General features: G+C 52.5%; 14 protein-coding genes. 11 read left to right on the top strand and 3 right to left on the bottom strand.

Going from position 1 to position 19,049, the window contains the following annotated elements:
* The first annotated feature begins 114 nt into the window (after positions 1 to 114).
* Positions 115 to 2,280 (top strand): mechanosensitive ion channel family protein, encoded by a 2,166-nt coding sequence (locus tag BLW97_RS05640; protein ID WP_242947705.1) that lies wholly within the window; start codon positions 115 to 117, stop codon positions 2,278 to 2,280.
* On the opposite strand, the gene proB is transcribed toward BLW97_RS05640, so the two are convergent.
* From proB to guaB, 3 genes are all read right to left on the bottom strand, one after another.
* Positions 2,274 to 3,434 carry a glutamate 5-kinase gene (gene proB / locus BLW97_RS05635; RefSeq protein WP_075322601.1) on the bottom strand — a complete coding sequence of 387 codons (1,161 nt, stop codon included), beginning with the start codon at positions 3,432 to 3,434 and terminating at the stop codon, positions 2,274 to 2,276. The genes BLW97_RS05640 and proB overlap by 7 nt on opposite strands.
* A gap of 313 nt (positions 3,435 to 3,747) precedes the next feature.
* On the bottom strand, positions 3,748 to 5,292 hold the full coding sequence (gene guaA, locus BLW97_RS05625) for a glutamine-hydrolyzing GMP synthase (RefSeq protein ID WP_075322600.1): 1,545 nt from the start codon (positions 5,290 to 5,292) through the stop codon (positions 3,748 to 3,750).
* A 3-nt stretch (positions 5,293 to 5,295) separates the two neighbouring features.
* Entirely contained in the window at positions 5,296 to 6,756 is a 1,461-nt protein-coding gene (gene guaB, locus BLW97_RS05620; protein ID WP_075322599.1) for an IMP dehydrogenase, read from the bottom strand.
* A gap of 195 nt (positions 6,757 to 6,951) precedes the next feature.
* On the opposite strand from guaB, the gene BLW97_RS05615 reads away from it, so the two are divergent.
* From BLW97_RS05615 to BLW97_RS05570, 10 genes are all read left to right on the top strand, one after another.
* Positions 6,952 to 7,917, top strand: a complete 966-nt coding sequence (locus BLW97_RS05615) for a glycosyltransferase family 2 protein (RefSeq protein WP_075322598.1) — start codon at positions 6,952 to 6,954, stop codon at positions 7,915 to 7,917.
* Entirely contained in the window at positions 7,799 to 8,650 is an 852-nt protein-coding gene (locus BLW97_RS19005) for a mannosyltransferase family protein (RefSeq protein ID WP_341465656.1), read from the top strand. Before BLW97_RS05615 ends, BLW97_RS19005 begins: the two co-directional genes overlap by 119 nt.
* Before the next feature lie 590 nt (positions 8,651 to 9,240).
* A complete protein-coding gene (pcnB, locus tag BLW97_RS05605; RefSeq protein WP_075322596.1) occupies positions 9,241 to 10,725 on the top strand; it encodes a polynucleotide adenylyltransferase PcnB in 1,485 nt (494 codons plus the stop codon).
* 24 nt (positions 10,726 to 10,749) lie between these two features.
* Positions 10,750 to 12,054: a CCA tRNA nucleotidyltransferase gene (locus BLW97_RS05600; RefSeq protein WP_075322595.1), complete on the top strand. Its 1,305-nt coding sequence runs from the start codon at positions 10,750 to 10,752 to the stop codon at positions 12,052 to 12,054.
* Complete coding sequence (folK, locus tag BLW97_RS05595; protein WP_075322594.1) at positions 12,012 to 12,581, top strand: 2-amino-4-hydroxy-6-hydroxymethyldihydropteridine diphosphokinase; 570 nt, start codon at positions 12,012 to 12,014, stop codon at positions 12,579 to 12,581. The genes BLW97_RS05600 and folK overlap by 43 nt, the downstream gene beginning before the upstream one ends.
* On the top strand, positions 12,578 to 13,177 hold the full coding sequence (locus tag BLW97_RS05590; protein WP_075322593.1) for a deoxynucleoside kinase: 600 nt from the start codon (positions 12,578 to 12,580) through the stop codon (positions 13,175 to 13,177). The genes folK and BLW97_RS05590 overlap by 4 nt, the downstream gene beginning before the upstream one ends.
* 9 nt (positions 13,178 to 13,186) lie before the next feature.
* Positions 13,187 to 13,972 (top strand): 3-methyl-2-oxobutanoate hydroxymethyltransferase, encoded by a 786-nt coding sequence (gene panB / locus BLW97_RS05585; RefSeq protein ID WP_075322592.1) that lies wholly within the window; start codon positions 13,187 to 13,189, stop codon positions 13,970 to 13,972.
* Between the two features lies 1 nt (position 13,973).
* Positions 13,974 to 14,813 (top strand): pantoate--beta-alanine ligase, encoded by an 840-nt coding sequence (gene panC / locus BLW97_RS05580; protein WP_010640060.1) that lies wholly within the window; start codon positions 13,974 to 13,976, stop codon positions 14,811 to 14,813.
* A complete protein-coding gene (locus tag BLW97_RS05575; RefSeq protein WP_075322591.1) occupies positions 14,810 to 18,643 on the top strand; it encodes a DUF3683 domain-containing protein in 3,834 nt (1,277 codons plus the stop codon). The genes panC and BLW97_RS05575 overlap by 4 nt, the downstream gene beginning before the upstream one ends.
* Positions 18,640 to 19,047, top strand: a complete 408-nt coding sequence (locus BLW97_RS05570) for a Smr/MutS family protein (protein WP_075322590.1) — start codon at positions 18,640 to 18,642, stop codon at positions 19,045 to 19,047. Before BLW97_RS05575 ends, BLW97_RS05570 begins: the two co-directional genes overlap by 4 nt.
* The last annotated feature ends 2 nt before the right edge of the window (positions 19,048 to 19,049 follow it).

The raw sequence follows: 19,049 nt of genomic DNA, 5'->3' as shown, positions 1-19,049 counted from the left end.
ATATTTATAACATTGGTTTTTTCTTTTTCTGCTGATGCATCTACCAGCACAAAAATTGATCAGGACAGCAAAATTCTGCAGGAAATACATACACAATTAGAACAACCAGTTGATATGCAGCAGCTTCTTAATTGGCATAAAAGCACCAGCATCATCAAAGACCATGCACAGAAGTGCATCAGCGACAAGAATAATCAGCTTAAACAGACTGATAATGGCTTGGGAATTCTCGGGCCTGCGGTCACCGGTGAACCAGAAAACCTGACGGCATTAAGAACAAAACTACTCACTCGACAGAAAGATCTGCAGGGAGAAATTGCTACCTGCAAAGTTATTGCGGTAGCCAGCACTGACTTGGAACAAGAAATTGAGAAAAAGCGTGACAATCTGCATGCGCAAATACTATTACGTAAGGATCAAAATATATGGGCACAGATTAATACTTTTTGGGCTGTAAGTTCAAGTACCTGGACGCAGGAGAGAAACTACTGGTTTCATCGCAATCATCGCTTCATTTTTGCCCAGAAAAACCTTCAGGTATCCATAGCCATTGGTCTATTTGTTTTTTTATTACTGCTGATTGTACGTAAATCACTTCCCGAGAGCACAAAGCTTGGAACGCAACTATCGGCAGCGCAAAAAAGTCTCTATCACTACTTACCCATTGTTGCCGGCGTTTCCGCAACGGCACTAGCAGCGCACTTTACAGGGGTCCTTTCTCCATTTGTAGATATTGTGCTGATAACCTGGGGAGGCTATGCCTTGCTGGCGATTCTGGTCACCTGGGCATTACGTCCTAGTGGAGTCGTTTTTCATCATTTCGCCTGGGGTCCGAAAACCTTACGTTCCACATTGCGTACCCTGCGTTTTATTGCTTTTTTAGCCGCCTTTGCGGTGAGCTGGATTATTACCGCTCCACAGGATTTCCTGAACAGGCAACAACAGGCTTTATTATGGTCGATTTATCATCTTTTGGTGATCAGCGCGGTAATCCGACTGGTCATGGAAGCCGGGGGTAAAAAGCCCTTTAAAGCTTACCCTTTTTTGCGGATTATTATACTGATTGCGCTGCTGGCAACAGCTGTATTTACATTACTGGGTTATCGCAATCTAACCAACTATCTGTTTTTTGGCCTGCTGATGTCCTTGTTAGCACTGGGTATTGGCCTGTTTATTTCCTGGGGGCTCAGTGATTTCTGGAATTACACCGCGCGTAAAGATGGTCGCTGGCAACATGTGCTGAAGCTACGTCTGGGACTCAAGGATGATCAAGCACTACCTTGGCTTGGCTGGTTCAGTGCGCTGAGTCATATTGCCGTCTGGTTGGGAATTGGCGCCTTCATTCTTTACGCCTGGGGGCTCACCCATACCGGCTTCTCATTAATATGGAAGTATTTCATTACCGGGTTTACCGTTGGAACCTTTCATCTTCAACCTTTCCGCTGGATTATTGCCATTGGACTATTGATCCTGCTGATTAATATCAATACATTTGTGCAACGCTATCTTTCTGATAATTCCCGTATTATTGGTCATATGGAAAGCGGTGCACGTCATTCAATTCTGTCTATTGTACGTTATACAGGTTTTATTATTGCCATACTTATTGCCCTTTCAACAGCCGGTGTAGCCCTCCATAATCTCGCCATTATTGCGGGCGCACTGTCAGTGGGCATTGGTTTTGGATTACAAAATATTGTCAATAATTTTGTCTCTGGGTTGATCCTGTTACTCGAACGACCGATTCGGGTGGGTGACTGGATTCAGGTCGGCAGCACCCAGGGTTATGTAGAAAAAATGAGTATTCGTTACACACTGATCCTGACTTTTGATCGTACCGAAGTCTTTGTACCCAACTCCGAGCTCATCTCTGGTCAGGTAACCAACTGGATGTATACCAACAGTGTGCTGCGCCTGATGATTCCATTTAATGTTGCCCATAGCGCGGATATTGAACTGGTCAAAGAATTGTTGGTCAAGGAAGGGCAAAATCATCCGGATGTTCTGCAGGATGACCCGCGTGGAATTCCTCCAACTGCCTTGTTGCTGGATGTCAGTGAAAATGCCTTGCAGTTTTACTTGCGTGTTTATCTTGATGACTGCAACAAAAGTTTTAACGTCCAAACCGATTTGCGGGCATCGGTCGTGGAGAGTTTGTTACGTCACAATATTCGTCTGGCCCACCAGCAACAGGATGTGCACTTTATTCCCAGTCAAATTCTTCCTGTAGATAAGGCTACCGGGACCATTCATGATCCACTAGAACCAGGCAATCAGTGAATTAATAAATTATCGCGATGAATCATGACCCCTTCTGCCACATCGGGGTCATCTGTAATTTCCGCACTTTTTTTACCCAGACAGCGTTGCACCACGTTAGCGTCCCAATTGACCAGGCCTCGGGCAAACACATTACCATCGGGATCCTTGCAGAGCACCAGATCCCCGCGATGGAAATTGCCTTCCAGAGCCGTTACTCCAACCGGTAACAAACTCCCGCCATCCTGCTTTAACGCGTGGACCGCGCCAGCATCCAGGTGCAGCGTTCCTCTTGCCCGCAAATGCCCGTCCAGCCAGCGTTTACGCGCATCCAGTTTGGGAAGTCGGGCATGAATGAAAGTACCCAGAGCTTCGCCATCGCGAATGCGCAGTAAGACATTGTCGCAGCGACCATTGGCAATAATGGTGGATGTGCCGGAACGGGCAGCACGAGTTGCTGCACGCACCTTGGCAAGCATACCACCGGTGCCGACACCCGAACCGCCACTACCGGCAATCCGTTCCAGCATGGCGGCACCAGCATTAACTTCTGTAAGTAGCTGCGCGTCCGGATTGCTGCGCGGATCGGCATTAAACACCCCATCCTGATCCGTTAGAATGACCAGCAAATCCGCATCCAGCAAATTGCTGACCACAGCGGCAAGCGTATCATTATCACCAAGATTGATGGCATTGTAAGAAACTGTGTCATTTTCGTTGATGATTGGCAAAACATTCATTTCGAGTAAGGTCAACAAGGCAGAACGGGCATTCAGATAGCGGCGTCGGCTGCGCAGATCATCGTGTGTCAATAAAACCTGACCACAATGAATGGGCATTTCATTGGGTTCATCGCACTCTCGAAGAAGTTTTTCATAGGTGTGAATCAAAGCGGATTGACCAACACTAGCGGCCGCCTGACGTTCCTTAAGATTCGCTGGTCGTTGCGACCAACCTAAACGTTGCACTCCGGCACTGACTGACCCTGATGAAACCAGAATGACTTCAATGCCGGAACGGCGAAGTGCAATAATTTGTCGGACCCAGCCGCCTATGGACTTTCGATCGAGGCCTCTTCCCTCATCCGTAAGAAGACTGCTGCCTATTTTTACAACCCAACGTTGTGCTTTCGTTTGCAATAAATTCCGCGATTTATCCGGTGATTTATTTCTCATGTCCGCCTAAATTTCATCAAATATATTTTAATTATAACATATTATTATAAAAAAATAAACATAATATGGCAATTGCAAACTATCCACATAATTAATCCATTATTTAATCGACTATACTAATAATCCAGTCCAATATGGATGAACTATTTTTTTACCAGGAATTGATAATGCCCACTCCAGCAGCTTGAAATGACGCAGTATCGCGCGATGCCATAATAAAGCCCCGCGATAAGGCAATTGTCACGATATATCCGTCTATACCAGATAACTCCAAAAAAGCCTGCATGAATGCAGGCTGGGAAATATTTTCAGATCACTCCCACTCAATGGTGGCCGGTGGCTTGGAAGAAATATCGTAAACCACCCGATTGATACCCGATACTTCATTGATGATTCGGGTGGAAATGCGGCCGAGAACTGCGTAGGGCAAATGCGCCCAGTCCGCCGTCATCCCGTCGGACGACTCTACCGCACGCAGGGCAATGGTTTCATCATAAGTGCGGGCATCGCCCATGACCCCCACACTCCTCACGGGCAGCAACACGGCAAAAGCCTGCCAAAGCTGATCATATAATCCAGCCTCGCGAATTTCTTCCATGACAATGCGATCCGCACGCCGCAGTATCTCCAGGCGTGACGCATCAATGGCCCCCAGACAACGAATCGCCAGACCAGGGCCAGGAAAGGGTTGTCGACGAATGACTTCTTCGGGCATGCCCAATTCCCGACCCAGCTCCCGGACTTCATCCTTGAATAATTCCCGGAGAGGTTCCACCAGCTTCAGATGCATGCGTTCCGGCAACCCGCCAACATTATGATGGGATTTGATGGTGGCACTGGGACCCTTGAATGAAACTGACTCAATGACATCGGGATATAAGGTGCCCTGCGCCAGAAAATCGGCACCTTCCACCTTTTTGGCTTCTTCCTCAAAAATCTCGATGAACAAATTGCCAATAGCCTTGCGCTTTTTTTCAGGGTCCGTAACCTGATCCAACACATCCAGAAAACGTTGCCGGGCATCTACGACCTGTAATGGAATCTGAAAATAATTGCGAAAAACCGTCTGGACCTTTTCGGACTCACCGAAACGCAATAAACCATTATCCACAAAAATACAGGTCAATTGATCGCCTATGGCGCGATGAATCAAAACAGCCGCCACAGCCGAATCCACGCCTCCAGACAGAGCTGCAATGACTTTACCCTTGCCGACCTGAGCGCGAATGGTGGCTACGGCGCTGTCCACATAGGAATGCATGGTCCATTGACCGTGACAACCGCAAACACCACGCACAAAGGCCGTGAGCATTTCTGCCCCGCGCGGCGTATGGACTACTTCCAGATGAAATTGCACGCCATAAAAATGGCGCAACGGATCGCCAATAGCCGCCAAAGGGGAATTGGCGCTACTGGCCAGAATCCGAAATCCGTCTGGCATTTTTTCAATGCGATCACCATGACTCATCCAGACTTCTTCGGTGGCATCCGCGCTTTTAAAAGGCAACAAAGGCCCCGAAGCTTCCTGAATCTGCAGCTGGGCGCGCCCATATTCCCGATGTTCGGCTTTGGCGACTGCGCCACCCAGCACATGAGCCATTAATTGCAGACCATAACAAATACCAAGAATCGGCAGACCCAGCGCAAATATACCCGGATCCACCATGGGTGCATCCTGATCGTGAACAGAAGCAGGCCCTCCCGACAGAATAATGCCCTGGGGTTCCCAATTCTGTATATCCGTCAGCGACATATGATGCGGATGTATTTCGCAATAAACATGCGTTTCACGCACCCGCCGGGCGATCAACTGGGTGAACTGGGAACCGAAATCGAGAATCAGGATGCGTTCTTGCATGAGTCACTCCACCCGGTAGTTAGGGGCTTCTTTGGTAATATTAACGTCGTGAACATGACTTTCACGAACGCCAGCCTGTGTGATCTTGATGAAACGGGCGCGATTGCGTAAGGCGGTCAAGTCTTCGGCCCCCAAGTAGCCCATGCTGGAACGTAATCCACCCAGCAATTGATGAATCACCTGTCCAGCCGGCCCCTTGTAGGGAACCCGGCCCTCCACACCCTCCGGAACTAGCTTGGGTGCTTCCGGGCTGGCGTCCTGAAAATACCGATCAGCCGACCCCTGTTGCATAGCGCCCAAAGAACCCATCCCGCGATAAGCTTTATAAGAGCGGCCCTGATAAAGTTCAATTTCTCCAGGCGCTTCATCCGTACCCGCCAGTAAACCACCAACCATCACCGAGTGGGCTCCGGCGGCCAGTGCCTTGGCAAAATCACCCGAAAAACGAATGCCACCATCGGCAATCAGGGGTACCCCGGTATTGGCCAGGGCATCAGCCACATTACTGATAGCCGTCACCTGCGGCACGCCGACACCGGCCACAATCCGGGTGGTACAAATAGAGCCCGGCCCGATACCGACCTTCACCCCGTCCGCGCCCGCTTCCACCAGGGCCAGGGCCGCTTCACCGGTGGCGATATTGCCGCCAATGACATCCACGTCCGGGTAACGTTCCTTGATCCAGCGCACCCGATCCAGAACGCCCTGGCTGTGGCCATGAGCCGTATCCACAATGATGACATCAACCCCGGCCTCAGCCAGTGCCTGCACCCGGGCATCGGTGCCCTCCCCCACACCCACGGCCGCGCCAACCAACAAACGGCCTTGGGCGTCACGACAAGCCAGTGGATGCTCCGTGGCTTTGCGAATGTCTTTGACCGTAATCAGACCGCGTAACTCAAAGTCTTCATTAACGACCAGAATTTTTTCAATTCGATGCTGATGCAATAGCGCTTTGGTTGCATCCAGACTGGTACCTTCCGGAACAGTAACCAACCTTTCCCTGGGCGTCATCACACTACTTACGGGCGCATCCATGCGCGTTTCAAAACGCAGATCACGGTGGGTCACAATCCCTTCCAGATGTTCTCCATCCACCACCGGCACACCAGAAATACCATGCAGAGCCATAATCTGTAGCACCTCACGGATGCTGACGTTGGCACGCGTAGTGATGGGATCCTTGATGACTCCGGCCTCAAATTTTTTGACCCGTCGCACCAAAGCGGCCTGCTGATCCGGTGACATGTTTTTATGGACGATACCAATACCACCTTCCTGCGCCAGCCCGATGGCCATGGTGGCCTCCGTCACCGTATCCATGGCAGCCGACAACAAGGGAATATTGAGGCGGATGCGTCGACTCAACTGTGTTGAAATCTGGACGTTGCGGGGGAGCACTGCAGAGTGGGCAGGTACGAGCAGGACATCATCAAAGGTCAGAGCTTCGCCGATCAGTTGCATAATGGATCACCTATAACAAGAAAGGGGCCGGGTGTGCGCATCCCAGCCCCGTGATAAAAGGCATCCCGAACTATAGCCAATGAGCAGCCATTTTTCCAGTATGGAGGATTGATTCGGAATTGACCGAAGCGGTCTGAGCCTGCTAACTTTCGCAATTAACGCCGCAGGCTACTTATATCATAACGAAAACATGCAATGACCGTTTCCATCATCGTTCCCTGCCATAATGAATCGGGCAACCTGAAAATCCTTCATGAGCGGGTGAGCGGCATCATGGATGCCTGTGGTGAACCTTGGGAAATGGTCTGTGTGAACGATGGCAGCACCGATGATACCCTCCTGCAGCTGATCGCCCTGCACCAACAAGACCCTCGGATTCAGGTCATAGACTTATCCCGCAACTTTGGAAAAGAAGCCGCTTTGACCGCCGGTCTGGACGCAGCCCAAGGCGATGCCGCCATTCCTCTGGATGCAGACCTGCAGGACCCTCCCGAGCTCATCCCTGAACTGATTGCCCAATGGTACGACGGTTATGATGTGGTCAACGCCGTACGTCTCTCCCGGGAGGGAGAGTCCTGGCTCAAACGCGCTTCTGCCCATTTTTTTTACAGGACAATCAACCGGATGAGCGCCGTAGATATTCCCGCTGACACGGGTGACTTCCGGCTTTTGTCGCGTCCGGTACTGGATGCCTTACAAAGCCTCCCAGAACGCCGACGCTTCATGAAAGGACTGTTTGCCTGGGTGGGTTTCCGCAGCACCAATGTTTACTACCATCGTGCGCCCCGACATAGCGGCAAAACCACCTGGAATTACTGGAAACTATGGAATTTTGCCGTCGAAGGCATTACTTCATTCAGCCAGGTGCCACTACAATTAGCGGCTTATCTGGGTTTTATCGTCTCCGGCCTGGCTTTCCTTTATGCCTTGTGGCTGATTATCAGCACCCTGGTTTATGGAAACCCTGTCAAGGGATATCCTTCCATGATGGTCACCCTGCTGTTTTTAGGCGGAGTGCAATTGATGGCGCTTGGTGTCATTGGTGAATATCTTGGAAGGATTTACGAAGAAAGCAAGCATCGCCCTATATATCTTGTCCGTAATACATGGAAAAACCAGCAGAGATCGAATAGTGAACTTAATAAAAACAAAACCAGTTGATCAAATAGTCATAACATTCTTGTTCACCATTTGGGCTGGGATATGGTTAAGTCAGTATTTTTTTATACCTAACGCCACGTACGATCAAATCCCAAATATTATACAATCTTTAATACACTGGGATGCCGGTTGGTACATGGACATCGTCCAGCATGGATATAGTTATAATGGCAACCCGAATGTCCAGCAAAATATAGCTTTTTTTCCATTATACCCTATTATAATGAAAGTTTTAGGACAATTATTTGGCCTACAAAACGGAGTTGCGACTATTTTCCCAGCTTTATTTTTTGGGGTTGCATCAATCTATGCATTTCACGCTTTAGCGCGAACGAGATTGCATGAAAATGCATCACTATTTGCTACAGCTGCTTATGCACTTTATCCAGGCGCGACTTTTTTCGTATCTGCCTACCCAACTTCTATCATGAACCTGCTTGTTATAGCCACTTTACTGGCTTTCAACAGAAAAAAATACTTCCTAGCGGCAATAGCTGCGGGAATAAGCACTGCCGGAGGAGCATTATTAGTATTTTTAAGTGCCACAATAACTCTAGCCTATGCAAATAAAATTATGTTCGAAAAAAACCAAAAAAAAAATCTCTGGGTTTTTTCAGGTTATATTTTTTGCCACCTTGTCTCTTTTTGGGATTATCGGTTTTATGTTGTACCAACAAATTGCTTTTGGCAACGCACTCGCTTTTGTGGATGTACAAAAAGCTTGGGGATATAAATCCATTGTTGATCGTATAATAAATTTAGTCACGCTCTCCCCAATTTTCGGCGGTGGATATGGGAGCTTCTTCCGGTCAATTTTCTTTTTGCAACCCACCAGCAAATCTCCTGAAGGATCAGTTGAATACATAACTAATACTTTCAGCATAATCATGGCAATGTATTCAACCTGGATACTATATAAATTCAAGGAGTATTTGTTATCAATATATAGTCTACTGGTTTTATTGGGATACATATGGTTCATTGGTTCAGTTCAAGGACCTTCTTCAACTTTTAGGTTGCTCTATATAGATATCCCGATTTTTATTGCAGCTGGAATTTATTTTCAAAATTCTGATAAAAAGATTTCATGCGTTTTATTACTTGCATTTTCAGCTCTCGCGCTGCTTATCCAGACCTCTTTTTTTGCAAGCGGGTATTGGGTTATTTAGGTCCTGACAAATTAAATGATGGGTATAAAAACAGAATGCATGCCTTTTAAACATACGGAATCAGGGGTATTCAAGGCCATTGCAACTGCTTTTCCCCGATTTTTCAGGTACACTGTCGCCCAGAATGACAGACCACCCTCGCTAGGGATCAGCCTTGGTATCTTTAAAGTCTTTTATAACCAGTCAGTTAAATATTGCAGAGACCAGTACGGACAGCTCTGCGGATGTGCCGACTTCGCTCCCCTTGCAGATTCCCGGCGCGCAGGTAACGCCGCGAGCAGAGCATAATATCTCCCGGAGGGATATTAGCGACGGCGCCTTGCAGGTACTGAATGGCTTGCATCGGGCGGGTTTTCAGGCCTACATGGTCGGTGGGGGGGTGCGTGATCTACTTCTGGGTCGCGAACCCAAAGATTTTGATGTGGCCACGGACGCGCATCCGGAGCAGGTGCGCAAACTGTTTCGGCGCAATGCCCGCCTGATCGGGCGGCGCTTTATTCTGGTGCATGTGCAGTTTGGCAGCGAAATCATTGAGGTGGCGACATTCCGGGGCGGCGCCGATGGCAAAAAGAAAGAAGCCAGTGAGCGCAGTGAAAGTGGACGGATTCTGGCCGACAATGTTTACGGGTCGCTGGAAGAAGATGCCCGGCGCCGGGATTTCACGGCCAATGCCTTGTATTACAACATTGCTGATCGCGGCATTCTGGATTTCTCCACAGGCATGGAAGATTTGCGGGCTGGCCTTTTACGTATTATTGGGGATCCCGAACAACGCTATCGCGAAGATCCGGTACGCATGTTGCGGGCAGTGCGCTTTGCCGCAAAACTGGGGTTCACACTCGACGAAGCCGCCCGTGCGCCCATCAGCACCTGTCGGGACTGCTTGCAGGAAGTGCCCTCTGCGCGACTTTTTGAGGAAACCCTCAAGCTGTTTTTGAATGGCAACGCCCGTTCCAGCTTTGAATTACTCCGCCAACATGGCCTGTTCGCTGCTTTATTTCCACAAGTTGACGCCCTCCTCGATACGGACAGCGCCGAACCTGCTCGGATTTTATTACAGGGCGCCCTGGAAGGGACCGATCAGCGGGTTCACGATGGCAAATCCGTCACGCCGGCCTTCTTGTTTGCAGCCCTGTTCTGGCCGGTATTGCAACAACAAAGCCAGGTACTGGAGCAGCAAGGAAAACCTGCAGCCATTGCCTTGCAGCAGGCGGCCAGCGATATTCTCCAGGATTGCATGGGCCGGGTAGCTGTACCACGGCGCTTTTCCCTGCCCATGCGCGAAATCTGGGATCTCCAGGCGCGTTTTTTGCGCAGAGGCGGAAGACGTCCCCATGCGCTACTCGCCCATCCCCGCTTCCGTGCGGCCTTTGACTTCTTATTACTACGGATCCAAGCCGGAGAGATCGCTGCCGAATTAGGAAACTGGTGGGAACAATTTCAGACTGCCGATCATGAAGGTCGCCGCATCCTGATCGAAGCCGCCCGCTTAGAGGAAAACGGACAGGAAACGGCTCTCGGTCCGCTGCCCGCGACCCGCAGTCGCCGTCCCAAACGACGGCGTCGCCGTCATCCCCGTTCTGATTCTGTGGCTGCAAAAAATACAGCAGACACTGAAGAAGTGACAGACAACGACTGACTAGGTCGTACGTCTATCCGCCCCATGGAAGCAGACTCCGCAAATCTCCTCCCCTTGCTGGAAAAGCAGTGGGGAGCTGCAAGGCTGGACCATCTGCGGCAAATTGGCCATATTGCCCAACAACTGGGCACCCCTGCCTATCTGGTTGGTGGTGCGGTCCGTGACCTGTTTTTAAAGCGCTATGCGCCCGATCTGGATGTGGCCGTAGAAGGAGATACGCGCATGCTGGCGGAAGCCTGCAAAGCGCAGATTCATGGCGCGCACTATCAGTTTCATGCCCAGTTCGGCACGGCTATTCTGGAAGACAGCCAGGGAGTTGCTCTGGATCTTGCCCAGTGCCGACTGGAGCATTACCCCGCCCCGGCTGCCCTGCCGGAAGTTCACCCCGGAAATATTCATGCCGACCTGGCGCGCCGGGACTTCACCGTCAATGCCATGGCTATCCGGCTGGATCCCCAACATTTCGGAATCCTGCTTGATCCTTATGATGGACAGGCTGATTTACAGGCCGGTTTACTCAGAACCCTGCATTCCCGCTCTTTTCTGGATGATCCTACCCGCATATTGCGGGGATTACGCTTTGCAACACGTTTTCAGATGGATTTGGCCCCGGAATGTCATCAGCAACTCAAACAAGCCCTGCAAGCAGACATTTTTACCCAACTGAGTGGCGCAAGATTGTGGCGGGAACTCCGCTACCTGTTGGAATTGGAAGCACTACCCGTTGCATTATCCCTGCTGACTGCCTGGAAACTCTGGTTTTTGCTGCGCCCAACGCCACCCGCAAGCAACACCATGCCAACTTTGCTGCAGCGTGGTCAGGAACAGATTCAGTGGCTGAGTGCACAGTTTCCTGAGGAGCCGCTGGCCATTTTTATCCCCATGCTGACTCTCATCTGGCAGGATGTAACCCTACCCGATATTCAACACTATCTCGACCGGTGGCCGGTTCCAGACCGGAGTCGACTGCTGGCGGATCTCCGGGTCTTGCCCGGCTTGCCGGACACCCTGCTTAAGGCGAAGCGTCCCAGTCAAAAGGCAAACATCTGGCAAGGCGTCTCGGTCGCGGGCATACTGGCGGCTATGGCGATATATGCCGATAACCCAACACTGGTGGACAGCGCCCGTCTTTACTTGCAGGTACAGAGACGTCTCCCGTCGCCATTCAACGGACAGGAACTGCAAACGCTGGGGCTAAAGGCCGGACCGTCTCTGGGAAAAACATTGAAATTATTGCGGGAAGCCCAACTGGATGGCGAAATCTCGAACAAGGAAAACGCGCAACAATGGTTGATCAAACAGGGCATTCTGCCTCCGAACCCGCTGTAATTGCCTGGATCAGTATTGGCAGCAATCTTGCGCAGCCCGTGCAACAGGTGCAGAAGGCCATCCAGGCTTTGGGAGAATTGCCGGATTCAAAGCTGCTCTGGCGTTCGCATCTCTATCGAACGGAGCCGGTTGGCGGGGTCGAACAACCGGCGTTCATCAATGCGGTTGCCCGTTTGCAAACCCATTTGCCGGCCCAGGACCTGATGAAAGCCCTGCAAAATCTGGAAGCCCTGGCGGGCCGACAACGCAGTGCCGAAATATTCTGGGGTCCGCGCATTCTCGATCTGGATTTATTGAGTTATGACCATCTGATTTCCCGTGATCCTAGCCTGCGCATACCGCATCCACGCATGAGCGAGAGAGCCTTTGTCCTGATTCCACTCGCGGAATTTGATCCTGCGCTGAACCTACCAGGATGTGGATGTATTGCCGATTATCTGCCCGCCGTTGCTGACCAGTCTGTCACGCGCCTGCCTGAATCGGCCATACCCAAGGAAACTTTACGCCAGCACAGAGCCAGCGCGTGAATCATCCGCGCATCATCAGCATTGAGGGACCCATAGGGGCCGGTAAAACGAGCTTGGCCCGTCTTCTCGCAGATCATTTTCAAGGCGAAATGATTCTTGAAAAGCCTGAAGAAAACCCCTTCCTGCCCGGATTTTATCGGCAACCCGGTGGCGAACTGGCCACTGAACTGCAGTTTTTACTTCAGCGTCAGGCGCAGTGGCAAACAGCGGCGCTGACCAATGCCTACATCATCAGTGACTACAGCGCCCGCAAAGACGAAATATTTACGCCCCTGACACTCAATGCGGCTGAATTCCAGTTATTTCAGCAAATCAAAATGCAACTGCATTATCAAGCCACGCCCGCCGCTTTGCTGATTTTTCTGGATGCCCCCCTCGCCACACTCAAAGAGCGTATCCTGTCCCGGGCCAGAGCCTATGAACAAAATCTGAATGCGGATTATCTGGCCAAAGTCCAACAGGCTTATCTGCACTGGCGCAGCAACTACACCGCGCCGTGCCTGGAAATCAATACCGCAGAACTGGATTTTGTCCATGAAGAGCGGCACAATGAGAACTTGATCAAAATGGTCAAGTATCACCTACAAGACATTTGAGGAGCACAAATGCACAAGAAAATTTCCCGCTGGGTTAAAGACAAACAACAGGGCGTCAAACGGGCGCTGGTAACCGCCTACGATTACCCCACGGCGCGCTTTGCAGCGGCAGCGGGCATGCACGGTGTTCTGGTCGGAGACTCTCTGGGGATGGTCGTCTGTGGGGATCATGACACGCTCAACGTCACGCTGGAGCAGATGTGCTACCACACCCGCATGGTGCGCCGTGGCGCTGGCGGATGCCTGGTATTTGCTGATCTTCCCTTTGGTACTTATGAGAAAAGCCCGGAACAGGCCTGGGAGTCGGCGGGTGAATTACTGCGTGCCGGGGCCGATGTCATCAAACTGGAAGGCGGTGCGGAAATGGCAGCGACGGTAGCTTTCTGCACAGAACGCGGCATCAATATTTGTGCGCATATTGGCCTGACACCACAGCGCGTTCGCCAGTGGGGCAGTTTCCAGCGCCAGGGAAACACCGATGCCGAGGCTCAGCGTCTGCATCATGAAGCCGCAGCACTCAGCACAGCCGGGGCGCGCTTTGTGGTTATGGAAGCCGTCCCTGATCAAGTCGCTGCCAGAATCAGCAGAGCCATTGATGCCGTCACCATTGGCATTGGTGCGGGGCCTGACACCGACGCTCAGGTGCTGGTAGCCCATGATGTATTGGGTTTGGAGGCAGAAAGCCCACCCTTCGCACGCCGCTATCTGGAAGCCGGAAACCTGCATCAGAAAGCCTTTGTCCAATATGTTCAGGACGTGGTCAGCGGCAATTTTCCGCCCCGACGCCCACACTGACATGCCGGTATTCAAGGATATTGCCAGCCTGCGTCAGTGGCGCCAAAGCCTGCGCGGCACCCTCGCGTTTGTCCCCACCATGGGAAACCTGCACGAAGGGCATATGGCTCTGGTCCGTCTGGCTGCCGCCCGCGCCGAACAGGTGCTGGTCAGTATTTACGTCAACCCGCTGCAGTTCGGGCCAAATGAAGATTTCGCGCAGTATCCCCGCAGTCTCGACAAGGATTTACAGCAACTCCACGCAGCGGGATGCTCCACAGTTTTCACCCCGGACGATGCATTGATGTATCCGCATGGCAGAAAGGATCTTTCCATCATCATCCCGCCCCACAGCCTGACCAAAGTCCTTTGTGGGGCCAGTCGTCCGGGACATTTTGCCGGGGTCTGCACTGTAGTCAACAAACTCCTGCAAATGGTTCAGCCCGAAATTCTGATTCTTGGCGAAAAAGACTATCAGCAGCTGCGGATTGTTCAGCAAATGGTGGCCGACATGAACATGACCACACAGATTCTTCCCGGCCCTGTTCAAAGAGAAGCGGACGGGTTGGCCTACAGCTCACGCAATGCACGGCTCAGCCCTGGCGAGCGGCAAATAGCCCCTCTGTTGGCTGCTACACTGTTCGATCTGGTCCAGCGCAGCACCCCTCAGGCATCTATTGCAGAGTTGGCCCAAGCCGGTCAAGACAGTCTCGAACAGGTCGGATTTGTCATGGATTATCTCGAATTACGGGATAGCGACACGCTACAGGCCGTGAATGTCGCCCGGCCCGGTGCGCGTTGGTTTACGGCCGCGCATCTGGGGCAGACCCGGCTCATTGACAATGTTATGATTCCCTTATGAACTCACGTCTCCGCGAAATCCCCTACAATTACACCTCTTTTTCCGATGGCGAAATCGTCTCACGCCTGATTGGCCAGGAAGCCTGGCGTATTCTCGAAGACCTGCGCGAACAACGCGTCACCGGGCGTTCAGCGCGCATGCTTTTTGAGGTATTGGGTGATCTCTGGGTGGTGGAGCGGAATCCTTATATTCAGGATGACCTCGCCCGTGATAAGCACAGGCGCGAAGCCCTGTGGAATGCGCTGGACCATCGGCTCAACGACATCAGCGCGCGAGCCGAGGGCAATGCGCTGGTATTACGACTATTGGATAACACCCGGGAAGCCGTACGAACCTTCACCCGGCAGTTTGATGAAGATCTGCAACTGCGCAAAAAATCGGAAAAACGTCTCCTGAAAATTACGGCACGGGACAATGTCGATTTCAGCGCCTATGCGCGTATAGCCCATATCACCGATGCTTCCGACTGGCGGGTGGAAATTCCTTTTGTAGTGCTCTATCCCACCGATGAATCCGAAGTGCAACGCATGGTAGCCGCCTGCCGCGAACTGGGTCTCGCCATCATTCCGCGCGGCGGCGGCACCGGCTATACCGGCGGCGCCATCCCGCTCCGGCGACACACTGCCGTCATCAACACCGAAAAACTGGAGCAGACCTCGGCTATTGAAATGATTACGCCGACGGGACTGAACTCCGCAGTACCCAGCATGGTCGCGGGTGCCGGCGTTGTCACCAAAGTGGTCGCCGATGCTGCCGATGCCGCTGGTCTGGTGTTCGCGGTAGATCCCACCTCCATGGATGCTTCCACCATCGGCGGCAATATCGCCATGAATGCCGGCGGCAAAAAAGCGGTACTCTGGGGTACAGCCCTGGATAATTTAATCTCCTGGCGCATGGTCACCCCCGACGGTAACTGGCTGGAAGTGGAACGTCTGAACCATAACCTCGGCAAAATTCATGATCAGCCGCAGGTGGATTTCCTGCTCAAACGCTTTGCTGCCGATGGCAAATCGCCATTGGGTGAGCCAGAAAAACTCAGCCTGCCGGGCGCCAGCTTCCGCAAGCCGGGACTGGGCAAGGATGTGACCGACAAATTCCTCGGCGGACTACCGGGCATCCAGAAAGAAGGCTGCGATGGCATCATCACCTCCGGACGTTTTCTACTGCATCGCATGCCCGCCCATATCCGCACGGTTTGCCTGGAATTTTACGGGAGCGATCTGAATGCCGCAGTGCCTGCTATCGTCGAAGTGAAATCCTTCGTGGAAAGCCAGAACAATGTTCTGCTGACCGGACTGGAGCATCTCGACGACCGCTATCTGAAAGCCATCAAATACAGTAACAAGGCTCCCCGCCACGAGCGCCCGAAAATGCTCCTGCTGGCCGATATTGCCAGCGATGATCCTGATGCGGCCGGAGCCACGGCGGCCGCAGTCGTGCGCATTGCCAATGCCCGGGGCGGCGAAGGCTTCGTAGCCACCACGCCCGAATCGCGACGGCGCTTCTGGGCCGACCGCAGCCGCACCGCCGCCATATCCGCCCATACCAACGCCTTCAAAATTAACGAAGATGTGGTGATTCCCCTGGAACAACTGGGTGCTTATACGCGCGCTGTGGAACGCATCAATATTGAACAGTCCATCAGCAGCAAATTGCGCAGCCTCGCGGCGTTGGAAGCCTATTTCAACGGCGACATGGCCGAAATCCGCAAAGCCAAAGATTACGAAGATTCCAGCGAAGATCAGGCCATTGTTGCCGCTAAAAGAGCGGCGGCCCTCGCCCTGATTGAGGATACCCGACAACGTTGGGAATCCCTGCTCAGGCTGCTCGATGACGACGCAGCCTTGCATCCCGAACTGCTGGACGCTCCGGCGGCTGCGGCGCTGCAGCCGGAAGAAACCCTCATTGACCTGCTCCTGCGCGGGGCTTTGCGGGTCAGCTATCGGGAGCGGGTAGGAAGGCCACTGGAGGCGCTATTTGCGGGAGACGCCTTTAATGCCCTGCGCGAACGGATCCGGGAAATTCACGCAGAGCACAAACGCGCCCGCTTGTTCGTCGCGCTGCACATGCATGCGGGTGATGGCAATATCCACACCAACATTCCGGTTTTATCCAGTAATCATCGCATGCTCCATGAGGCCGACGGCGTAGTGGACCGGATAATGGCCATCGCCCTGGAACTGGGCGGTGTCATTTCCGGCGAACACGGCATTGGCATTACTAAAATGCGCTGGCTGGAACCGGAAAAAATAGCCGCCTTTGCCCGCTACAAGGCCGAAGTGGACCCCGGTAATGTCTTCAATCCGGGCAAGCTGCTGGCAGGCTCAGGTCTGGACAACGCCTACACCCCCTCCCTGCAACTGGTGGAGCAGGAAGCCCTGCTCCTCGAAGCCAGCGAACTGGGCGAACTCAACCGCGAAATCAAGGATTGCCTGCGTTGCGGCAAGTGCAAACCGGTTTGCATGACCCACATTCCCCGGGCCAATCTGCTCTATTCGCCGCGCAACAAAATTCTGGCTACCGGCTTGCTTATTGAGGCCTTTTTGTACGAGGAACAAACCCGGCGCGGTGTTTCGCGGCAGCATTTTGAAGCGATGAATGATGTCGCCGATCACTGTACTACCTGTCACAAATGCTTGACGCCCTGCCCGGTGGATATTGATTTCGGCAAGGTTTCCATTCATATGCGCAACATTCTCCGGGCGCGTGGTGAAAAATCCTTCAACATGGGGACCCGCCTGGCCATGAGCTACCTGAATGCCACTGAACCCGGCAAGGTACACTTCATGCGTCAGGGGGTTCTGCAGACCATGTTCAAGGCCCAGGCACTGGCCCATGACATCGTCAAGCCCTTGCTGCCCAAGGGCCCGCCGCCGGCGACTACCGGCAAGGCCAGCATGCGTACGGAAGTCATTCATTTTTTACGCAAACCCCTACCCACCAAAATGGGTGCCCAGACCATGCGCCAGCTACTGGCCATTGTCGATGACAAAACCGTGCCCATTATTCGTGATAGCGCCAAAGTCACGGACGACAGTGACGCCGTGTTTTATTTTCCGGGATGCGGCAGCGAACGGCTGTTCAGCGACATTGGTCTGGCGACACTCGCCATGCTCCATCATGTCGGTGCGCAAACTGTCCTGCCACCCGGTTATCTCTGCTGCGGTTATCCCCAGACAGCGGGCGGACAGGAAGACAAAGGGCAGGAAATTTCCGTGCGCAATCAGGTGCTTTTTCACCGGGTCGCCAACACCCTCAACTATCTGGATATAAAAACGGTCATCCTCTCCTGTGGCACTTGCATGGATCAGTTGCTGCAATATCAATTCCAGCAAATATTCCCCGGTTGCCGTCTGCTGGATATTCATGAATATCTCATGGAAAAAGGGATTGCTCTGGAAGGCGTCGCGGGCGTGCAATATTTGTATCACGACCCCTGCCATAGCCCCATGAAAACCCACAAACCCCAGGCAGTTGCCAGTCGCCTGCTGGGTCAGGAAGTGCTGGAATCGGCCCGCTGCTGTGGCGAAGCCGGAACGCTGGCCAGCAGTCGTCCCGACATTGCCACTCAGTTACGCTTCCGCAAGGAAGAAGTGCTCAAAGAAGGCGTTTTCCAGCTCACCGGCAGTGACAAAGCCGTAGACAACAATGTCCGTCTTCTGACCAGTTGCCCGGCTTGTCAGCAGGGTCTGGAACGCTACCGGGAAGATACCGGTCTGGATACCGACTACATTGTCGTGGAGCTGGCCCGTAAAATTCTCGGCAGCCAGTGGCAACAGGGCTTTATTGACGCCACCCGACAGGGAGGCATTGAGAGGGTTCTGCTTTGACGCAAGGGCCGGATCCGGTTTTCAAAAGCGCAATAGATGGGGTTCTTGATCTCCATGCCTTCCGTCCCAAGGAAGTACCTGATCTGGTTCGGGAATATTTACGCAGTTGCCGCGCTGCCGGCATTACTGAAATCCGCATCATCCACGGCAAAGGTAAAGGCGTGCTCCGTGAAACCGTACATGCCTTGCTGCGCCGGGAACCCATGGTCAAAAACTTTCGTCTGGCCAATGACCGCAGCAGTTGGGGAGCCACCCTGGTAGATATTTACCCGCCGGATGTAGCCCTGCCCGAGCACCCGACCAGTCCCGGCAAAACAGTGGCCAGATTCCATGCAGCCCAATCCGGCCCGGTCACCCTCCCCGGCTGGTACCGACTCCTCCAAAAAATTTTTGTCCGGCGCTAAAA

This window comes from Acidithiobacillus albertensis, assembly GCF_001931655.1.
In the GTDB taxonomy this organism is placed as follows: Bacteria; Pseudomonadota; Gammaproteobacteria; order Acidithiobacillales; family Acidithiobacillaceae; genus Acidithiobacillus; species Acidithiobacillus thiooxidans.
The sequence above is the reverse complement of the archived record's forward strand: the minus strand, read 5'-3'. Positions and strand labels throughout refer to the sequence as shown.

Bases quoted from the DNA above. Each gene is read 5' to 3' on its own strand.
- BLW97_RS05640 (WP_242947705.1), top strand. From the start codon at position 115: ATGCAGCAGCTTCTTAATTGGCATAAAAGCACCAGCATCATCAAAGAC.
- proB (WP_075322601.1), bottom strand. From the start codon at position 3,434: ATGAGAAATAAATCACCGGATAAATCGCGGAATTTATTGCAAACGAAA.
- guaA (WP_075322600.1), bottom strand. From the start codon at position 5,292: ATGCAAGAACGCATCCTGATTCTCGATTTCGGTTCCCAGTTCACCCAG.
- guaB (WP_075322599.1), bottom strand. From the start codon at position 6,756: ATGCAACTGATCGGCGAAGCTCTGACCTTTGATGATGTCCTGCTCGTA.
- BLW97_RS05615 (WP_075322598.1), top strand. From the start codon at position 6,952: ATGACCGTTTCCATCATCGTTCCCTGCCATAATGAATCGGGCAACCTG.
- BLW97_RS05600 (WP_075322595.1), top strand. From the start codon at position 10,750: ATGGAAGCAGACTCCGCAAATCTCCTCCCCTTGCTGGAAAAGCAGTGG.
- folK (WP_075322594.1), top strand. From the start codon at position 12,012: ATGGTTGATCAAACAGGGCATTCTGCCTCCGAACCCGCTGTAATTGCC.
- panB (WP_075322592.1), top strand. From the start codon at position 13,187: ATGCACAAGAAAATTTCCCGCTGGGTTAAAGACAAACAACAGGGCGTC.
- panC (WP_010640060.1), top strand. From the start codon at position 13,974: ATGCCGGTATTCAAGGATATTGCCAGCCTGCGTCAGTGGCGCCAAAGC.
- BLW97_RS05575 (WP_075322591.1), top strand. From the start codon at position 14,810: ATGAACTCACGTCTCCGCGAAATCCCCTACAATTACACCTCTTTTTCC.